The 16,641-nt window shown below is 64.2% G+C and carries 13 protein-coding genes; 12 read left to right on the top strand and 1 reads right to left on the bottom strand.

The window, feature by feature from the left end; genetic code table 11:
• Position 1: 1 nt before the first annotated feature.
• The 5 genes from AC3RCM_RS14455 to AC3RCM_RS14435 all read left to right on the top strand — a co-directional run bounded on the left by AC3RCM_RS14455 (position 2) and on the right by AC3RCM_RS14435 (position 4,352).
• Positions 2-850: a TauD/TfdA dioxygenase family protein gene (locus AC3RCM_RS14455; protein WP_012052451.1), complete on the top strand. Its 849-nt coding sequence runs from the start codon at positions 2-4 to the stop codon at positions 848-850.
• Positions 851-904: 54 nt separating this feature from the next.
• The gene (locus AC3RCM_RS14450) at positions 905-1,957 is read left to right on the top strand and encodes a beta-keto acid cleavage family enzyme (RefSeq protein ID WP_409322047.1); all 1,053 of its coding nucleotides are present in this window, start codon (positions 905-907) and stop codon (positions 1,955-1,957) included.
• A 127-nt stretch (positions 1,958-2,084) separates the two neighbouring features.
• On the top strand, positions 2,085-3,365 hold the full coding sequence (locus AC3RCM_RS14445) for an MFS transporter (RefSeq protein ID WP_064490592.1): 1,281 nt from the start codon (positions 2,085-2,087) through the stop codon (positions 3,363-3,365).
• A 4-nt stretch (positions 3,366-3,369) separates the two neighbouring features.
• The gene (locus AC3RCM_RS14440; protein ID WP_409320008.1) at positions 3,370-4,023 is read left to right on the top strand and encodes a DsbA family protein; all 654 of its coding nucleotides are present in this window, start codon (positions 3,370-3,372) and stop codon (positions 4,021-4,023) included.
• A complete protein-coding gene (locus AC3RCM_RS14435; protein ID WP_020191133.1) occupies positions 4,020-4,352 on the top strand; it encodes a Rieske (2Fe-2S) protein in 333 nt (110 codons plus the stop codon). Before AC3RCM_RS14440 ends, AC3RCM_RS14435 begins: the two co-directional genes overlap by 4 nt.
• Here the strand turns inward: AC3RCM_RS14435 and AC3RCM_RS14430 are convergent.
• Positions 4,315-5,346, bottom strand: a complete 1,032-nt coding sequence (locus AC3RCM_RS14430) for an AraC family transcriptional regulator (RefSeq protein ID WP_064490590.1) — start codon at positions 5,344-5,346, stop codon at positions 4,315-4,317. The genes AC3RCM_RS14435 and AC3RCM_RS14430 overlap by 38 nt on opposite strands.
• Before the next feature lie 246 nt (positions 5,347-5,592).
• Here AC3RCM_RS14430 and AC3RCM_RS14425 point away from each other — a divergent pair, with 246 nt between their 5' ends.
• From AC3RCM_RS14425 to AC3RCM_RS14395, 7 genes are all read left to right on the top strand, one after another.
• Positions 5,593-6,168 (top strand): RBBP9/YdeN family alpha/beta hydrolase, encoded by a 576-nt coding sequence (locus AC3RCM_RS14425; protein WP_064490589.1) that lies wholly within the window; start codon positions 5,593-5,595, stop codon positions 6,166-6,168.
• A gap of 77 nt (positions 6,169-6,245) precedes the next feature.
• Positions 6,246-8,201 carry a DUF1302 domain-containing protein gene (locus tag AC3RCM_RS14420; protein WP_279840189.1) on the top strand — a complete coding sequence of 652 codons (1,956 nt, stop codon included), beginning with the start codon at positions 6,246-6,248 and terminating at the stop codon, positions 8,199-8,201.
• A gap of 38 nt (positions 8,202-8,239) precedes the next feature.
• Positions 8,240-9,598 carry a DUF1329 domain-containing protein gene (locus AC3RCM_RS14415; RefSeq protein WP_104887566.1) on the top strand — a complete coding sequence of 453 codons (1,359 nt, stop codon included), beginning with the start codon at positions 8,240-8,242 and terminating at the stop codon, positions 9,596-9,598.
• 21 nt (positions 9,599-9,619) lie between these two features.
• Entirely contained in the window at positions 9,620-10,615 is a 996-nt protein-coding gene (locus AC3RCM_RS14410) for a WD40/YVTN/BNR-like repeat-containing protein (protein ID WP_492628974.1), read from the top strand.
• Between the two features lie 15 nt (positions 10,616-10,630).
• Entirely contained in the window at positions 10,631-13,096 is a 2,466-nt protein-coding gene (locus AC3RCM_RS14405) for an efflux RND transporter permease subunit (RefSeq protein WP_104887568.1), read from the top strand.
• Positions 13,089-14,867, top strand: coding sequence for an acyl-CoA dehydrogenase C-terminal domain-containing protein (locus AC3RCM_RS14400; RefSeq protein WP_492628973.1), 1,779 nt, complete (start codon positions 13,089-13,091; stop codon positions 14,865-14,867). Before AC3RCM_RS14405 ends, AC3RCM_RS14400 begins: the two co-directional genes overlap by 8 nt.
• A gap of 11 nt (positions 14,868-14,878) precedes the next feature.
• Positions 14,879-16,519 carry a fatty acid--CoA ligase gene (locus AC3RCM_RS14395; protein WP_256599829.1) on the top strand — a complete coding sequence of 547 codons (1,641 nt, stop codon included), beginning with the start codon at positions 14,879-14,881 and terminating at the stop codon, positions 16,517-16,519.
• Positions 16,520-16,641: the final 122 nt, after the last annotated feature.

Below are 16,641 nucleotides of genomic sequence, written 5' to 3'. Positions count from 1 at the left end.
CATGCACATCGAACAACTGACCTGCGCGATCGGTGCCGAGGTGAGTGGCGTCAACCTGGCCGATGCGATTCACGACGACGAACTGTTCGCCCAGTTGCGTCAGCAGTTGCTCCAGCACCGTGTGCTGTTCCTGCGCGACCAGCACTTCAGCCGTGCCGAGCATGTGGCCTTCGCCCGCCGCTTCGGCGAGCTGGAGGACCACCCGGTGGCCGGGAGCGACCCGGAGCACCCGGGGCTGGTGCAGATCTACAAGCGCCCGGACCAGCCCAACGACCGCTATGAAAATGCCTGGCACACCGATGCCACCTGGCGTGAGGCGCCGCCCATGGGGTGTGTGCTGCGCTGTGTGGAATGCCCTCCGGTAGGCGGCGATACCCTGTGGGCAAACATGGTACTGGCCTATGAAAACCTGCCAAACGATGTAAAGGCCAGAATCGAAGACCTACGCGCTCGCCACAGCATCGAGGCCAGCTTCGGCGCTGCAATGCCGCTGGACAAACGGCTGGCACTCAAGGCGCAGTTCCCCGACGCCGAGCACCCGGTCGTACGCACCCACCCGGAAACGGGCGAGCAGGTGCTGTTCGTCAACGCCTTCACCACCCACTTCAGCAACTACCACACCCCGCAGCGGGTGCGTTTCGGCCAGGATGCGAACCCCGGTGCCGGCGACCTGCTGCGTTACCTGATCAGCCAGGCCTACCTGCCCGAATACCAGGTGCGCTGGCGCTGGAAGCCCAACAGCGTGGCGATCTGGGACAACCGCAGCACCCAGCATTACGCGGTCATGGACTACCCGCCATGCCATCGCAAGATGGAGCGTGCCGGGATCAAGGGCAGCCGCACGTTCTAAGCCTGCCGCCGTCACTGGCGGTAACCGCACAATAACAATAGCGAGGACTACAGCATGCAATTCTTCGACGATTCGTTGCACCCGGAAAACATGGAAAAGGTGGTCATCACCGTCGCCCCTTATGGCCCGGAGTGGATGCCCGAAGACTTCCCTGAAGACATTCCGCTGACCATGGACGAGCAGGTGCAGAAGGCCGTCGACTGCTACGAGGCAGGCGCCACCGTGCTGCACTTGCATGTGCGTGAGCTGGACGGCAAAGGCTCCAAGCGCCTGTCCAAGTTCAACGAGCTGATCGCCGGGGTACGTGAAGCTGTGCCGGACATGATCATTCAAGTTGGTGGTTCGATTTCCTTCGCCCCGGAAGGTGAAGGCGAGGCGGCCAAATGGCTGTCGGATGACACCCGGCACATGCTTGCCGAGCTGACGCCACGCCCCGACCAGGTGACCGTGGCCATCAACACCACGCAGATGAATATCATGGAGTTGCTGTACCCCGAGTACCTTGAAGGCACCTCGCTGGCCAGCCCCGCAATCCATGCCGCCTACAGCGAAATGACCGTGCCGGCCGGCCCGGCCTGGGTCCGCGAGCACTTGCGCCGCCTGCAGGCCAGCCATATCCAGCCGCATTTCCAGCTGACCGGCATGCATGCCCTGGAAACCCTCGAACGCATCGTGCGCCGGGGTGACTACATGGGGCCGCTGAACCTGACCTGGATCGGTATTGGCGGCGGTTTCGACGGCCCCAACCCGTTCAACTTCTTCAACTTCATCCACCGCGCGCCGGACGGCTGCACCCTGACTGCCGAATCGTTGCTCAAGAACGTGCTGCCGTTCAACACCATGGCGCTGGCCATGGGCCTGCACCCGCGCTGCGGCAATGAAGACACCATCATCGACCAGCACGGCAAACGCTTCACCTCGGTGCAGCAGGTCCAGCAGACCGTGCGCGTGGCCCATGAGCTGGGGCGCGAGATTGCCAGCGGCAAGGAGGCCCGCGCCATTTACCGCATCGGGCAGCAGTACGACAGTGTCGAGCAGACGCTGAAAGCCAATGGCATGGCGCCGAACCGCCAGGCGGGTGAGAAGGGCGTGCCGCAGCGCGTTTGATGCGGTTATGGCAGGCCCGGCCTCTTCGCGTGCGTACCCGCGAAGAGGCCACAAAACGCAACGTGAGTTCTGGCGGTTACCCATAACAACAAAAACGACACCCACGCTTCACACCCAAGGAGGCAACATGGCCACCTATCTCGTCAGCGCCGAAGACTCCGGCACCGACACTGCCAACAGCATCCCCCGGCGCTATGCCTGGGTCGTCTTCGCCTTGACCTTCGGCCTGTTGATCTCCGACTACATGTCGCGCCAGGTGCTCAATGCGGTGTTTCCGCTGCTCAAGGGCGAATGGGCATTGAGCGACAGCCAGTTGGGCTTGCTCAGCGGCATCGTCGCGCTGATGGTCGGCCTGCTGACCTTCCCGTTGTCGCTGCTGGCCGACCGCTTCGGCAGGGTACGCAGCCTGGTGCTGATGGCCGTGCTGTGGAGCCTGGCCACGCTCGGCTGTGGCCTGGCGGAAAACTATTCGCAAATGTTCATTGCACGCTTCCTGGTCGGGGTCGGCGAGGCCGCCTATGGCAGTGTCGGCATTGCCGTGGTGGTCGCGGTATTCCCCCGCGACATGCGCTCGACGCTGGCCGGGGCGTTCATGGCGGGCGGCATGTTCGGCTCGGTGCTGGGCATGGCCTTGGGCGGGGTGTTGGCCCAGCACCTGGGCTGGCGCTGGGCATTCGCCGGCATGGCATTGTTCGGCCTGGTGCTGGCGATGCTCTACCCAGTCATCGTCAAAGAGGGGCGCATTGCCCCCAAGTGCGCGCAGCAGGCGCTGGACAAGGCCAGCCACCCGCTGCGCACCCTGTACAGTAGCCGTTCGGTCATCGCCGCCTATGTCGGCAGTGGCCTGCAGTTGTTTGTCGGCGGCACCCTGATCGTGTGGATGCCCAGCTACCTGAACCGCTATTACGCCATGGGCACCGACCGCGCGGGGGCGATCGCCGCCGTCATCGTGCTGTGCAGTGGTATCGGCATGATTCTCTGCGCCATGCTCTGCGATCGCCTTGGGCGGCAGCGCCCGGACCGCAAGATCAGCCTGGCCATCGGCTATTGCCTGGGCAGTTGCGCGCTGCTGAGCATAGCCTTTGCGTTGCCTGCCGGTACTGCGCAACTGGTGCTGATCTGCCTGGGCATGATGATAGCCGCCGGCACCAATGGCCCGTCCAGTGCCATGGTCGCCAACCTTACCCACGCTGCTGTGCATGGCACGGCATTCGCCACCCTGACCTTGGCCAACAACCTGCTGGGCCTGGCCACCGGGCCGCTAATCACCGGTCGGGTGTCTGACCTGATCGGGCTTCAGGCGGCGCTGCAGTTGGTGCCACTGACAAGCATTGCAGCGGCGGCTGTGTTCTTGGTTGCCAAACGTCACTACCACCGCGACATGGATCGTCTGCGCGCCAGGAGTTGAAACTGTGAAACAGCAATTGTCCATCGAAATGCTCTTCGATTTCGTCTGCCCCTGGTGCCTGATTGGCCAGCGGCACTTGCAGGCTGCGTTGTTGCTGTTGCAGCGTGAGCAGCCACACGTGCAAGTGCAGGTTCACAGGCAGGGCGTGCAGTTGCTGCCGGGGCTGCCAGCCAATGGGGTACCCTTCAAACAGTTCTACCTTCAACGCCTGGGGAGCGAGCAGGCAGTGCGCGAGCGCCAGGCTCAGGTGCGCGCCGCTGCCCGCGTAGTGGGGGAGGATATCGACTTCTCGCGCATCTGCCGCATGCCAAACACCGGCAACGCCCACCGGTTGATGCAGCGGGCCGGCAGTCTGCTTGGCGCGTCGCAACAGCAAGCGTTGCTGGAGCGGCTGTTCATTGCCTATTTCCACCAAGGCCGCGACCTTGGCGATAGCCGCACGTTGCTCGGCATCGCCGAGAGTTGCGGGCTAAAGGCCGCGCAGGTAATCGATTGTCTGCGTGATGATGGCAGCCCGTTCCTCGACGGTGCAGGGCGTGCAGGCAGTGCCGTGCCACGTTATCGCTTCAACCTGGGCCCTCTGATTGCCGGGGTGCGGCCAGCCGAGGCGCTGTTTGCCGCGATGACCGACGCCTTGTCAGAGAGGGTGCAGGCATGAGCCTGCGTATCGCCCTGAACCCCAGCCAGCTGCCGGAGCGCAATGGCCGGGTGCTGCTGGCCTGCGAGGGCCGCAGCGTAGCGTTGTTCAATGTCGCCGGTGCGCTCTATGCCATCGACGATAGCTGCCCGCACCAAGGGGCGTCGCTGTGTGGCGGGCGCCTGGAAGGGCGGGTGATCCAGTGCTGTGCCCACGGCCTGCGCTTCGACCTGGCCAGCGGCTACCTGGTCAATTCCAAGGCGTTGAAAGTTGCCAGCTACCCGGTGCAGCAGGAGGGTGATGCGGTGTTCATCACCCTCGATGGTGACGGGCCTGGGGAGCAGGGCTGACACTGCGTGCCCGCCAGCTGGCCGGCGGCATGCCGTACTGGGCGATGAACCAGCGGGTGAACGAACTGGGCATCGAGTAGCCGAGCATATCGGCAATGCGACCCAGCGAATAGCTGGGGTTCTCCAGGTAGCGCATCACCAGGTCACGTCGCACGCTGTTGATCAGGTCCTTGAAGGTCAAGCCGCTGTCTTCCAGCCGCCGCTGCAGGGTGCGTACGTTCATGCCCTGGGTTTGCGCCACTTGCTCGAGGGTGGCCCGACCCATGGGTAGCAGCAGGTAGATGGTCTTGCGCAGCTCCAGCTCCAGCGATGGCTCGCTGCCTGCCGGCAGCGTGTCCAGGTAGCGCCGAGCCAGGCGGGCCATGGCTTCGTTGGCCAGCGGGCTGGCACTGTCGAGGTCGGCGGCAGGGCAGACGATGCCGTTGAACTCGCTGCCAAACACCAGCGTGCAGCCGAAAATGCGCCGGTGAATGGCGGGGTCGGCGGGTGCCGCATGGGTGAAATTGGCGCTGATCGGGTGCCAGTGCGTGCCTAGCAGTGCCGCGCACAAGCGCATCATCACGCCGATAGCCAGCTCGGTGGCCTGGCGGCTACAGGGCGCGCGCTCGCTGATCACCTCTTCGCGAATGACCACGGTCTTGCCAGCTTCTTCGATATGAATGGCCAGCGCGTCATTGAGCAGGTGGCGGTACTGCACGATCACCTGCAGCGCATCGCGCAGGTTGCGTTGGTGGCTGAGCAGCAGGCTGATTTCGCCGAAGTCCGACAACTGGCGCAGTTCGGCCATGCGCAAGCCGAAGCTCTCGCAGTGGCTGGCGCTGGCGGAAGCTTCCAGCAGGTTGATCACGCTGGCCACCGGGATACGCCGGTTGGGGTCGTCGAGCAACGCCGCGCTGAGGCCCACCTGCGCCAGCAGAGTGTGGGGGTTGAGGCCCAGGTGGCGGGACACTTCCAGGTAGTTGGTCAAGCTGGCGGCGCGGACGAGGGCAGGCATTTTTATTGTTATCCCTATTGTTCAGGCAACCTGGCGCTTTCAGGCAGCAGCACAAGGCTGTTGCGACAAAAAGCACTTGGCTTGCAGGTGCACGGGTTTTATAGCCTGCGTGTCATCAATTGAAAAGCAAAGCCCTGTTCGGGCCATTGTCATCAAATGAAAAGTACCTGACGCCCAATGTGAAGCACCCGGGGGGAGGGCTGTTTACTGTGAACCTCAACAGCTACACCGCACACGAGGTTCACCGTGGAAAAACTGCAAACCACTGCCACCGTGTTGATCGTCCCTGGCCTGCGCGACCACGTCGCCGATCATTGGCAGACGCTGCTTGCCAGCCGCCTGGCGAAGGTGCGCAGCGTACCGCCGCTGAAGGTTGACGGCCTTTGCTGCAACGCCCGGGTCGAGGCGATCCAGCGCGAACTGGAGCAGATCGACGGCCAGGTGCTGCTGGTGGCACACAGTGCCGGCGTTCTGATGGTCGCCCACTGGGCCGCGCGTTACCGGTGGCCGATCAAGGGGGCGTTGCTGGCTGCCCCGCCAGACCTCGACGCCCAGTGGCCGGCGCACTACCCAACCCCGGCCAGCCTGGCCGCCCAGGGCTGGTCGCCGTTGCCAACCACGGCGCTGCCGTTCCCGAGCATTGTCGCGGCCAGTAGCAATGACCACCTGGCCAGCTACGCCGCCGTTAGCGAACTTGCCCGCCATTGGGGCAGTGAGCTGGTCAACCTGGGCGCCGTCGGCCATCTCAACCCGGCTTCCGGTTTCGGCCCCTGGCCGTTGGCCGAGGCCCTGATCCGCCGTCTGGACGCCGAAACCCTGTAGTAACGCATGGACGCCCCAGCCACGCCCGCAACAGACGGGCGGCGTAAAAAACAATAACAATACGTGGAGCCATCGTAATGCCAGAACACCGCATTCACCATGCCGTGAAGCCACAGCGCTGCCTGCTCGCCTGCGCCGTCGCCCTGCTCACGCTGCCCGCCGCCCAGGCCGTCGAAGTCGAGACCGGCAATGAAGACTGGGCCGTGCGCTTCGACAATACCGTCAAATACAATTATGGCGTGCGCACAGAAAGCGCCGACAAGCGCATGCTGGGCACGCCCAACAGCAACGACGGTGACTACAACTTCCGCAAGGCCGGCACCAACATCACAAACCGGGTCGACCTGCTGACCGAGCTGGATGTGGTGTATCAGGGCAACACCGGTTTTCGCGTCAGCACTGCCAGCTGGTACGACAAGGCCTACGACAACACCGGCTCCAACAGCAACCCGTTCGTCAATGGCAACGGTGATCAGTCGGGCATCAGCCCCAGCCTCAATGGCCTGCCGGGTACTGGCACACCCCTGGGCAGCCCGCACCTGAGCAACTACGCCCAGCGATACTACAACGGCCCATCGGGCGAAGTGCTGGATGCGTTCGTATTCATGAGCCGTGACGTCGGCGAAGCGTCGCAGGTCAGTGCCAAGCTGGGCCAGCACAACCTGTTCTGGGGGGAAACCCTGCTCAACCCCGTGCATTCGCTGAGCTATGGCCAGTCCGGCCTGGACCTGGCCAAGCTGGCGGCCTCGCCAGGCACCGAGGCCAAGGAGCTGTTCGTCCCCCGCAACCAGTTGTCGACCTCGTTCCTGGTCAACTCCGAACTCACCCTGGGGGCGCAGTACTTCTTCGACTGGGATGCTGCCCGCTTGCCCGAAGCGGGTACCTACTATGGCGGCGCCGATGTGGTAGGCGAGGGCGCGCAGAGCTTCCTGCTCGGCCACACCGGCACCCCGGGCTTGATCCCGGTGCGCGGAGCGCTGACCACCATCCGCCGCGGTCATGACCTGACGCCCGGCAAGAGCGGCGACTGGGGCATCATGGCCAGGTGGTCGCCGCAATGGCTGGGCGGCACCCTCGGTTTCTACTACCGCAAGACGTCCGAGATTCTGCCCCAGGCCTGGCTTGATGCGCGCGGCATGACCGTGGCCACTGGCCCTTTCGGCAACCCGCCGGGCAGCCGCCAAGGGGCGGTTGGTAACCTGTACAACTCGCTGCAAAGCACCACTTACCAGTTCGCCTACGCCGACAACATCGACATCTATGGCCTGAGCCTGTCCAAGGATGTGGCCGGCATCAGCGTCGGCAGCGACCTCAACATCCGCCACAACATGCCGTTGGCGAGTATCCCGGCAATCGTCAGTGCCCCCGGCCAAGGTGGCCTGGGTGGTGGCTTCGGTTTACTGCCGTCGCGCCTGCCCAGCAGCGGGGTGGTCTACGACGTACCCAAGGATGGTGACAGCCTGAGCGCCACTGGCGACACCCTGCATTTCACCGTCAACGGCCTGATGACGATGGGTGACACGCCGCTGTTCGACTCGGCAACCCTGCTGGGTGAGCTGTTCTACAGCAACCTGCTCAAGCTCGATGGCCACAACGAGGCTTTGTACAAAGGCAAGGGCAGCTACCGCGGCATCGACAAGGCGACCCGCGACAACTGGGGTATCGCCGTCAACTTCACCCCCACCTGGTACCAGGTGTTGCCGGGCATGGACCTGAGCATGCCGTTGTCGGTCAACGTCGGCCTGGACGGTGTCTCCCCGGTGCAAGGCGGCGGCGCCGAAAACACCGGCAATTACGCGGTGGGCTTGAGCGCTGCGATCTACAACCAGTACTTCGTCGACCTCAAGTACGTCGACAGCTTCGGTGAGACCAAGGCCTGCAAGGACGGCCAGACCGACGGCAGCACCCCCAATGCCCTGGACGGCGAACAGGATTACACCTGCTACGGCGGCGGCTACGCCTCCTTCTCCGGTGGTGGCGCCACCACCGAAGACCGTGGCGCGCTGTACCTGACCGTCAAGACGACCTTCTGAGTCCTGTTTCCTACCGCCTACACAGGAAGACAATCATCATGATCTTCGTACGTACCCTGCTGGCCTCGTGCCTGTCGCTGGCCGCGCTCAACGCCGCCCAGGCTGCCGTTTCTCCTGACCAGGCTGCACACCTGGGCAACAACCTGACCACCCTCGGCGCCGAAAAGGCCGGCAATGCCGACGGCTCCATCCCGGCCTACCAAGGCGGCCTGCTTACCCCGCCGGCCAGCTATCAGAGCGGCGCCAGCATGCGCCCCGACCCGTTTGCCAACGAGAAGCCATTGCTGGTCATCGATGGCAAGAATGCCGATCAGTACAAGGGGCAACTGACCGCCACTACCCTCGAACTGCTCAAGCGCTACCCCAGCTACCACGTTGACGTGTACCCGACTCACCGCAGCGTCGCGCTGCCGCAGGCGGTGCTGGACAACACCCGCAAGAACGCCACCGGCGCCAGAAGCCAGGAGGGCGGCAGCGCAGTGGACAACGTGCTGCCGGGCATTCCGTTCCCCATTCCGCAGAACGGCGCCGAGGCCATGTGGAACTTCCTGCTGCGCTACCAGGGCGTGAGCATGACCGCCAAGTACGACTCCTGGAACGTCGATGCTGCCGGCAAACCGTCATTGTCGACCACCGGCCAGGCGCACATCAGTTACCCGATTTATGAGGACATGACCAAGCCGATCGGCGCCAAGGACACCTACTACCAGATGAAACTGGTGTACACCGGGCCCGCACGCCGTGCCGGTGAAGCAATGATGCTGCGCGACGCTGCCAACCCGTTGGTGCAACCGCGCAGCGCCTGGCAGTACCTGCCGGGCCAGCGCCGGGTCAAGCTGGCGCCTAACCTGGCCTACGACACGCCCAACCCGGGCACCTCCGGCTCTGGCACTTACGATGACGTGTTCGTCTTCAACGGCGCGCTGGACCGCTACGACTGGACCCTGGTCGGCAAGCAGGAAATGTATGTGCCTTACAACACCTACCGGCTGACCTACAACACCGACGTCAAGCAGTTGATCACCCCCAATCACCTGGCGCCGCAGTTTGTACGCTGGGAAAAACACCGCGTGTGGGTGGTGGAAGGCAAGCTCAAGGACGGCGCGCGTCACATCTACCACAAGCGCCGCTTCTACCTTGATGAGGACAGCTGGATCGCGCTGGCCTCGGACCAGTACGACGCCCGTGGCCAGCTGTACCGGGGTTCGTTCGCCTTCCTCACCCAGAGCTATGACAAGCAGACCCCGGACGCCACGCCGTTCATGATCTACGACCTCATCGGCGGCACCTACAACCTCAATGGCGTGGTCGGTGCCTACGGCGGCATCCGTTACATCGACCCGTTGTCGAAAACCCAATGGTCGCCCGATTCGCTGGCCGGCAACGGCATTCGCTAAACGCACGGAGCAGAGGTTCCAATGCCTGTCTTCAAACGATGCAGCGTGGTGATGCTGGCCCTGGTTGCGCTGCATGGCGCGGCCCAGGCAGCGCCATTCACCGATGTGCTGGATGTGCCCGCCATGCCCAGCGCCCTTGCCAGCAGCAGCGCCCTGCGTGATGTGACCTTGGCCGGGCAACGCCTGGTCGTGGTCGGTCCGCGCGGGCACATCCTGTATTCCGATGACCACGGCGCGCACTGGCAGCAAGCCCAGGTGCCGGTCAGCGCCGACCTGAATGCAGTGAGCTTCGCCACGCCCGAGCTGGGCTGGGCGGTGGGCCATGACGGTGTGGTCCTGCACAGCCGTGACGGTGGCATGCACTGGCAAAAACAGCTGGACGGCCGGGTACTGGCCGAACAGCTGCCAGGCGCGGGCACCGACAATGCCTTGCTCGACGTGTGGTTCAGCGATACCCGCACGGGTTACGCGGTGGGGGTGTTCAACCTGCTGCTTCGCACCACGGATGGCGGCAAGCACTGGCAGCCGTGGCTCGACCACAGCGACAACCCGCAAGGCCTGCACCTGACCAGCCTGGCCGCGGTGGGCGACGAGCTGTTCATCACGGGCGAGCAGGGCCTGTTGCTGAAGTGGGACGGCAAGCGCTTCGCTCGCGTTGGCACACCCTACGCCGGCACCCTGTTCGGTGCCGTCGGCAAGCCCGGCGTGCTGCTGATATACGGCCTGCGCGGCCACGTCTATCGCAGTACCGATGGCGGCCAGCAGTGGCAACTGATCGACACAGGGATCAACACCAGCCTCACCGCCGCCGGTATCGACCCTGATGGGCAGCTGTGGCTTGCCAGCCAGGCCGGTGACCTGCTGCCCAGCCGTGATGACGGCGCCAGCTTCAGCCCGGTAGCCCACAGCCCCCGCAGCCCAGTCACCGCACTCGTCAGCGATGCCGGTAACGGCCTGGTGCTGGTGGGCGAGCGTGGCGTGCGCAACCAGGCCGGTAACCCCACGCAGCACCCCTGACAAGAGAAGACCCTGATGGCCGCTACCCGCCAAGATACGCTTCCGGTAATCCGCAACCTCGCCGATTTCGACCCACGCTCGGGCAATTGCCTGGAGCGCCTGGTGTTCAACCATCGCTGGCCATTTCTGCTGTGCATGCTGCTGGCAACCTCGGTGCTGGGCTTCATGGCGGCGACGCGCCTGGAGCTGCGCCCCAGCTTTGACAAGATGCTGCCGCAGAGCCACCCCTACATACAGAACTACCTGGAAAACCGCGCTTCGCTGCGCGGATTGGGCAATGCGGTCCGGGTGGTGGTAGAGAACACCCACGGCGATATCTTCGACCCGGGTTACCTGCAGACCCTGCGCCATATCAACGACGAACTGTTCCTCAGCCAAGGCGTGGACCGGGCATGGGTGAAGTCCTTGTGGAGCCCGGCGGTGCGATGGACCGAGGTAACCGAGGAGGGTTTCCAGGGCGGCCCGGTCATGCCTGACGGGTATCAAGGCGCAGCCGGTGATATCGAACAGCTAAGGCAGAACATCGAGCGTGCCAACATCGTCGGCAGCCTGGTAGCGCGCGACTTCAAGTCGAGCATGCTGGTGGTGCCGCTGCTGGACCAGGACTCAGCCACCGGCAAAGGCCTGGACTACCATGCCTTTTCGCAAAAGCTCGAACAGTTGCGCAGTCAGTACCAGGCCAGCGGCCAGTACCGCATTCATGTGATCGGCTTCGCCAAGCTGATGGGTGACCTGATCGACGGCCTGATCCAGGTGATGGCGTTCTTTGCGCTGGCTGTGCTGACCAGCCTGGTGATCATCTACTGCTATACCCGCTGTGTGCGCAGCACCTTGCTGGTGGTGGTGTGTTCGCTGACTGCGGTGGTATGGCAGCTGGGTATCGTCGCCTGGCTGGGCTATGCCATCGACCCGTATTCGATCCTGGTGCCGTTCCTGATCTTTGCCATCGGCGTGTCGCACGCGGCGCAGAAGATGAACGGCATCCTTCAGGACATAGGCCGCGGTACGCACCGGCAGATTGCCGCCCGCTATACCTTCCGCCGCCTGTTCGTGGCCGGGGTCACCGCACTGCTGGCCGATGCCGTGGGCTTTGCGGTGCTGATGCTGATCGATATTCCGGTGATTCAGGACCTGGCAATCACCGCCAGCATTGGTGTGGCAGTGCTGATTTTTACCTCTTTGCTGTTGATGCCGGTGGCGCTGTCCTATGTCGGTGTGGGCCGCAAGGCTGCCGAGCGAGCGCTACGTATCGATGCTCGCGCGGATCAGCACCGTGGCTTCGGCCGGCTGTGGGCGCTGCTTGACCGATTCACCGAACGCAAGTGGGCCAGTGCTGCACTGCTGGCTGCCCTGGCGTTGGCCGCCCTAGGCACCTGGGGTAGCCTCCAGCTGAAGATTGGCGACCTCGACAGTGGCGCCCCCGAGCTGCGTGCGGACTCGCGCTACAACCTCGACAACGCTTACATCACCCAGCACTACGCACTGTCCAGCGATACCTTCGCGGTCATGGTCAAGACGGCCCCCGAAGGCTGCCTGCAATATCAGACACTGATCCTCGCCGACCGCCTGGCCTGGGAGCTGCAGCAACTGCCGGGTGTGCAGACCACCGTGTCGCTGGCAAACGCGGTGCGCCAGATCACTGCGGGTACCTACGAAGGCAACGCGCGCCTGAACAGCCTTCAGCGCAACCAGGACGTGCTCAACTACGCCGCCCAGCAAGCCTCGGTCAACGCCCCGGAGCTGTTCAACAACGACTGTTCGCTGATGCCGGTGATCGCCTACCTCAAGGACCACCGCGCCGACACGCTGGCTCAGGTGGCTGTAGCGGCTGAGCGTTTCGCCCAGGCCAACAGCAGTGCTGACCACCAGTTCCTGCTGGCCGCCGGCAGCGCGGGCATCGAGGCCGCCACCAACGAGGTGGTGCGCGAGGCCAACCACCGCATGCTGTTGCTGGTGTACCTGGCGGTGACCCTGTTCTGCCTGGTCACCTTCCGCAGCTGGCGAGCGACGCTGGTGGCAATCCTGCCGCTGATGCTTACCTCGGTGCTGTGCGAGGCGTTGATGGTGGCCATGGGCATCGGCGTCAAGGTCGCCACCTTGCCGGTGATCGCCCTGGGGGTGGGCATTGGCGTGGACTACGCGCTGTACCTGCTCAGCGTGCAGTTGCACTACCAGCGCGCCGGCCTGAGCCTGGCCCACGCCTACCAGAAAGCCCTGGCCTTCACCGGTCGGGTGGTGGGGCTGGTCGGTATCACCTTGGCCGCTGGCGTAGCCGGCTGGGCCTGGTCGCCAATCAAGTTCCAGGCCGATATGGGCCTGCTGCTGACCTTCATGTTCCTGTGGAACATGCTCGGCGCGCTGGTGCTGATACCCGCGTTGTCGCACTTCCTCCTGCGCGGCCAGGGCGCCCCGGCAGCTGCCGAGGCCCAGGCGCCGGCGCTTTCGCAAACCCAAGAAACCGAGTGCTCGCCTCATGTCTGATTACCTTGCGCCACTGCGCGACATGGATTTTCTGTTCAACGAAGTGTTCGACATCCCGACCTGGTGGGCGCAAACGCCCATACTGGCCGAGGTGGTCGATGGTGACACTGCCCGGGCCATACTCGAGCAGGCCGGCAAGCTGATTGCCGAGCGAGTGGCGCCGCTCAACCGCAGTGGCGACGAGCAGGGCTGCCGCTGGGAGGCTGGCCAGGTAAGCACGCCCGACGGTTTCGCCGATGCCTACCGGGCATTTGCCGCTGACGGCTGGGTCGGTGTGGCCGGTGACCCGGCCTACGGCGGCATGGGCATGCCGAAGGTGATCGGCGCCCAACTCGAAGAGATGCTCAATGCCGCCAACCTGTCGTTTGGCCTGTACCCGATGCTGACCGCCGGGGCCTGCCTGGCACTGCTCAACCATGCCAGTGAGGCTTTGCAGGCGCTGTACCTGCCACCCATGTACCAAGGGCGTTGGGCCGGTTCGATGTGCCTGACCGAGCCCCACGCCGGCACCGACCTGGGCCTGATCCGCACCCGGGCACAACCCCTCGCCGACGGCGGCTACCGCATCAGCGGCACCAAGGTCTTCATCACCGGCGGCGAGCAGGACCTGACCGAGAACATCATCCACCTGGTGCTGGCGCGGCTACCGGATGCACCGGCCGGCCCCAAAGGCATCTCGCTGTTCCTGGTGCCCAAGGTGCTGGTCGGCGCCGACGGCGTGCTTGGCGAGGCCAACGCAGTGAGCTGCGGCTCGATCGAGCACAAGATGGGCATCAAGGCCTCGGCCACCTGCGTGATGAACTTCGACGACGCCATCGGCTACCTGGTCGGCGAGCCGAACAAGGGCCTCAATGCCATGTTCACCATGATGAACTACGAGCGCCTGGGCGTGGGTATCCAGGGGTTGGCGCTGGGCGAGCGGTCTTATCAGGGAGCCATCGCTTATGCCCGTGATCGTCTGCAAGGCCGCGCGCCGTCGGGTGTTGAAGCGCCGTCGCAGTATGCCGACCCGATTATCGTTCACCCGGACGTACGCCGCATGCTGCTGACCATGAAAGCGCTGAACGAAGGCGGGCGGGCATTTTCCACCTACGTGGCGTTGCAGTTGGACATGGCCAAATACAGCGACGACCCGGCTACACGCGCCAATGCCGAGGCCAAGGTGGCGTTGCTTACGCCGGTCGCCAAAGCCTTCCTCACCGACATGGGACTGGAGACTACCCTGCACGGCCAGCAGGTGCTGGGTGGCCACGGCTATATCCGCGAGTGGGGCCAGGAGCAATTGATTCGTGACTGCCGCATTACCCAGATCTACGAAGGCACCAATGGCATCCAGGCGCTCGACCTGGTAGGGCGCAAGCTGCTGGGTGATGGCGGCAAGGCCTACCGTGGCCTGTCTGACGAAATCGTCAGCTTTGCCCAGGCGCTGCCAGTGGCGCACGCCGAGTTCAGTGCGCCACTGCTGGCTGCCGTGCACAACCTTGACGAACTGAGTGCCTGGCTGCTCGACCGCAGCCAAGGCAACCCACGCGAGCTTGGCGCGGCGGCGGTGGAGTACCTGCACGTGTTTGGCTACACCTTCTACGCCTACCTGTGGGCGCGCATGGCCGTGGTGTGCCAGGGCCAGGCGGCACCGGAGCCGTTCCACCTCAGCAAGCTCGGTACCGCGCGCTTCTACTTTGCACGCCTGCTACCACGCATCCACTCGCTCAGCGCCAGTGTCAGGGCCGGCAGCGATAGCCTGTACCTGCTCGAGGCCGAGCAACTGTGATGGCCGCCAACATGCTCACCACTCGCGTCATGCCCCGGGCCGAGCAGGCCTATGCCTATCCGCTGCTGATCAAACGCCTGCTGCTGTCGGGTGTGCGCTACCAGCCCAACCAGGAAATCGTCTACGCCGACAAGCTGCGCTACACCTACACCACTTTGCTGGAACGCATCCAACGGCTGGCCAACGTGCTGACCACGGCCGGGGTCAAGCCTGGCGACACGGTGGCATTGCTCGACTGGGACAGCCACCGGGCACTGGAATGTTTCTTTGCCGTACCAATGCTGGGCGCGGTGTTGCATACGGTAAACGTGCGGCTGTCCAGCGAGCAGGTGCGCTACACCATGAACCATGCCGAGGATCGGTGGGTACTGGTGCATGACGACTTCCTGCCATTGATGCAGCAGCTATGCGCCGACCTGCCGGCAGTCGAGGGCATCATCCGCCTCAGCGACGGCGCTGCCGACGCGCAGACAGTGCCTTTGCTGGGCGAATACGAAGCCATGCTGGCAGCTGCAGCGCCGCAGTTCGAATTTGCCGACTTCGACGAAAACTCGCTGGCCACACTGTTCTACACCAGCGGTACCACCGGCAACCCCAAGGGGGTGTACTTCAGCCACCGGCAACTGGTGCTGCATACCCTGGTCGAGCAGGGCACCTTGGCCGCGTGTGGCGAGGTACCGCTGCTGCGCACCGGCGATGTGTACATGCCGATCACGCCCATGTTCCACGTGCATGCCTGGGGCGTGCCCTATGTGGCCACGGCGCTGGGCATCAAGCAGGTCTACCCCGGGCGCTACGAGCCCAACCGCCTGGTGCGCCTGTTCCATGACGAGGGGGTGACGTTCTCCCATTGCGTGCCGACGGTGCTGCAGATGATGCTCGACAGCGAGCAAGGACGCTGCACCGACCTGACCGGCTGGAAGATGCTGCTGGGCGGCAGCGCCCTGACGCTGAGCCTGGCCCAGCGTGCCAGCGGGCGCGGCATCAGTGTGCATTGTGGCTACGGCATGTCGGAAAGCTGCCCGCTGCTCAGCATCACCCACCTGAGCACCGACTTGCTGGCACAGCCCATGGCGCAGCAACTGCCGCTGCGCATCGATGCCGGTGTGCCGATTGCCTTGGTGGACCTGCGTATCGTCGATAGCGAGGGCAGGGAAGTACCGCACGATGGCGCAAGCCTGGGCGAAATCGTGGTGCGCGCGCCTTGGCTGACTCAGGGTTACCTGCACGAACCGGAGCAAGGCGCGGCGCTGTGGCTGGGGGGCTGGATGCACACCGGTGACCTGGCCTGTATCGACTCGCTGGGCGTGGTGCGCATCCGCGATCGCATCAAGGACGTGATCAAGACCGGTGGCGAGTGGGTCAGTTCGGTGGCGCTGGAGAACCTGATCAGCCAGCACCCGTCCGTCGCCTCGGTCGCGGTAATCGGTATTCCTGATCCACAGTGGGGGGAACAACCTTTGGCCTTGGTGGTCTGTCATGACGGTGTGCAGTTGGACCAGCCGGCATTGGCCAGGCACCTGCAGCCGTATGTTGACAGCGGGCACCTGGCCAAATGGGCGATACCGCGGCAGGTGCGGTGTGTGGACGAGATCCCCAAGACCAGTGTCGGCAAGATCGACAAGAAACGCATTCGCCAGACTGCAATATAGATGTGGCTTGCGATGCCTGGGGGTGCCTTGCGCCCCATCTTGTTGCTGGCGGGGGCTTTGCTCGCGCGCTCAGCAGCCCCAAAACCCCGCCAAACAAGGGAATGGCGGTTGACTTGAGTTCA

The organism is Pseudomonas sp. GW823-FHT05G12 (assembly GCF_058795575.1).
The sequence above is the reverse complement of the archived record's forward strand: the minus strand, read 5'-3'. Positions and strand labels throughout refer to the sequence as shown.

Bases quoted from the DNA above. Each gene is read 5' to 3' on its own strand.
- AC3RCM_RS14455 (WP_012052451.1), top strand. From the start codon at position 2: ATGCACATCGAACAACTGACCTGCGCGATCGGTGCCGAGGTGAGTGGC.
- AC3RCM_RS14450 (WP_409322047.1), top strand. From the start codon at position 905: ATGCAATTCTTCGACGATTCGTTGCACCCGGAAAACATGGAAAAGGTG.
- AC3RCM_RS14445 (WP_064490592.1), top strand. From the start codon at position 2,085: ATGGCCACCTATCTCGTCAGCGCCGAAGACTCCGGCACCGACACTGCC.
- AC3RCM_RS14435 (WP_020191133.1), top strand. From the start codon at position 4,020: ATGAGCCTGCGTATCGCCCTGAACCCCAGCCAGCTGCCGGAGCGCAAT.
- AC3RCM_RS14430 (WP_064490590.1), bottom strand. From the start codon at position 5,346: ATGCCTGCCCTCGTCCGCGCCGCCAGCTTGACCAACTACCTGGAAGTG.
- AC3RCM_RS14420 (WP_279840189.1), top strand. From the start codon at position 6,246: ATGCCAGAACACCGCATTCACCATGCCGTGAAGCCACAGCGCTGCCTG.
- AC3RCM_RS14415 (WP_104887566.1), top strand. From the start codon at position 8,240: ATGATCTTCGTACGTACCCTGCTGGCCTCGTGCCTGTCGCTGGCCGCG.
- AC3RCM_RS14410 (WP_492628974.1), top strand. From the start codon at position 9,620: ATGCCTGTCTTCAAACGATGCAGCGTGGTGATGCTGGCCCTGGTTGCG.
- AC3RCM_RS14405 (WP_104887568.1), top strand. From the start codon at position 10,631: ATGGCCGCTACCCGCCAAGATACGCTTCCGGTAATCCGCAACCTCGCC.
- AC3RCM_RS14400 (WP_492628973.1), top strand. From the start codon at position 13,089: ATGTCTGATTACCTTGCGCCACTGCGCGACATGGATTTTCTGTTCAAC.
- AC3RCM_RS14395 (WP_256599829.1), top strand. From the start codon at position 14,879: ATGCTCACCACTCGCGTCATGCCCCGGGCCGAGCAGGCCTATGCCTAT.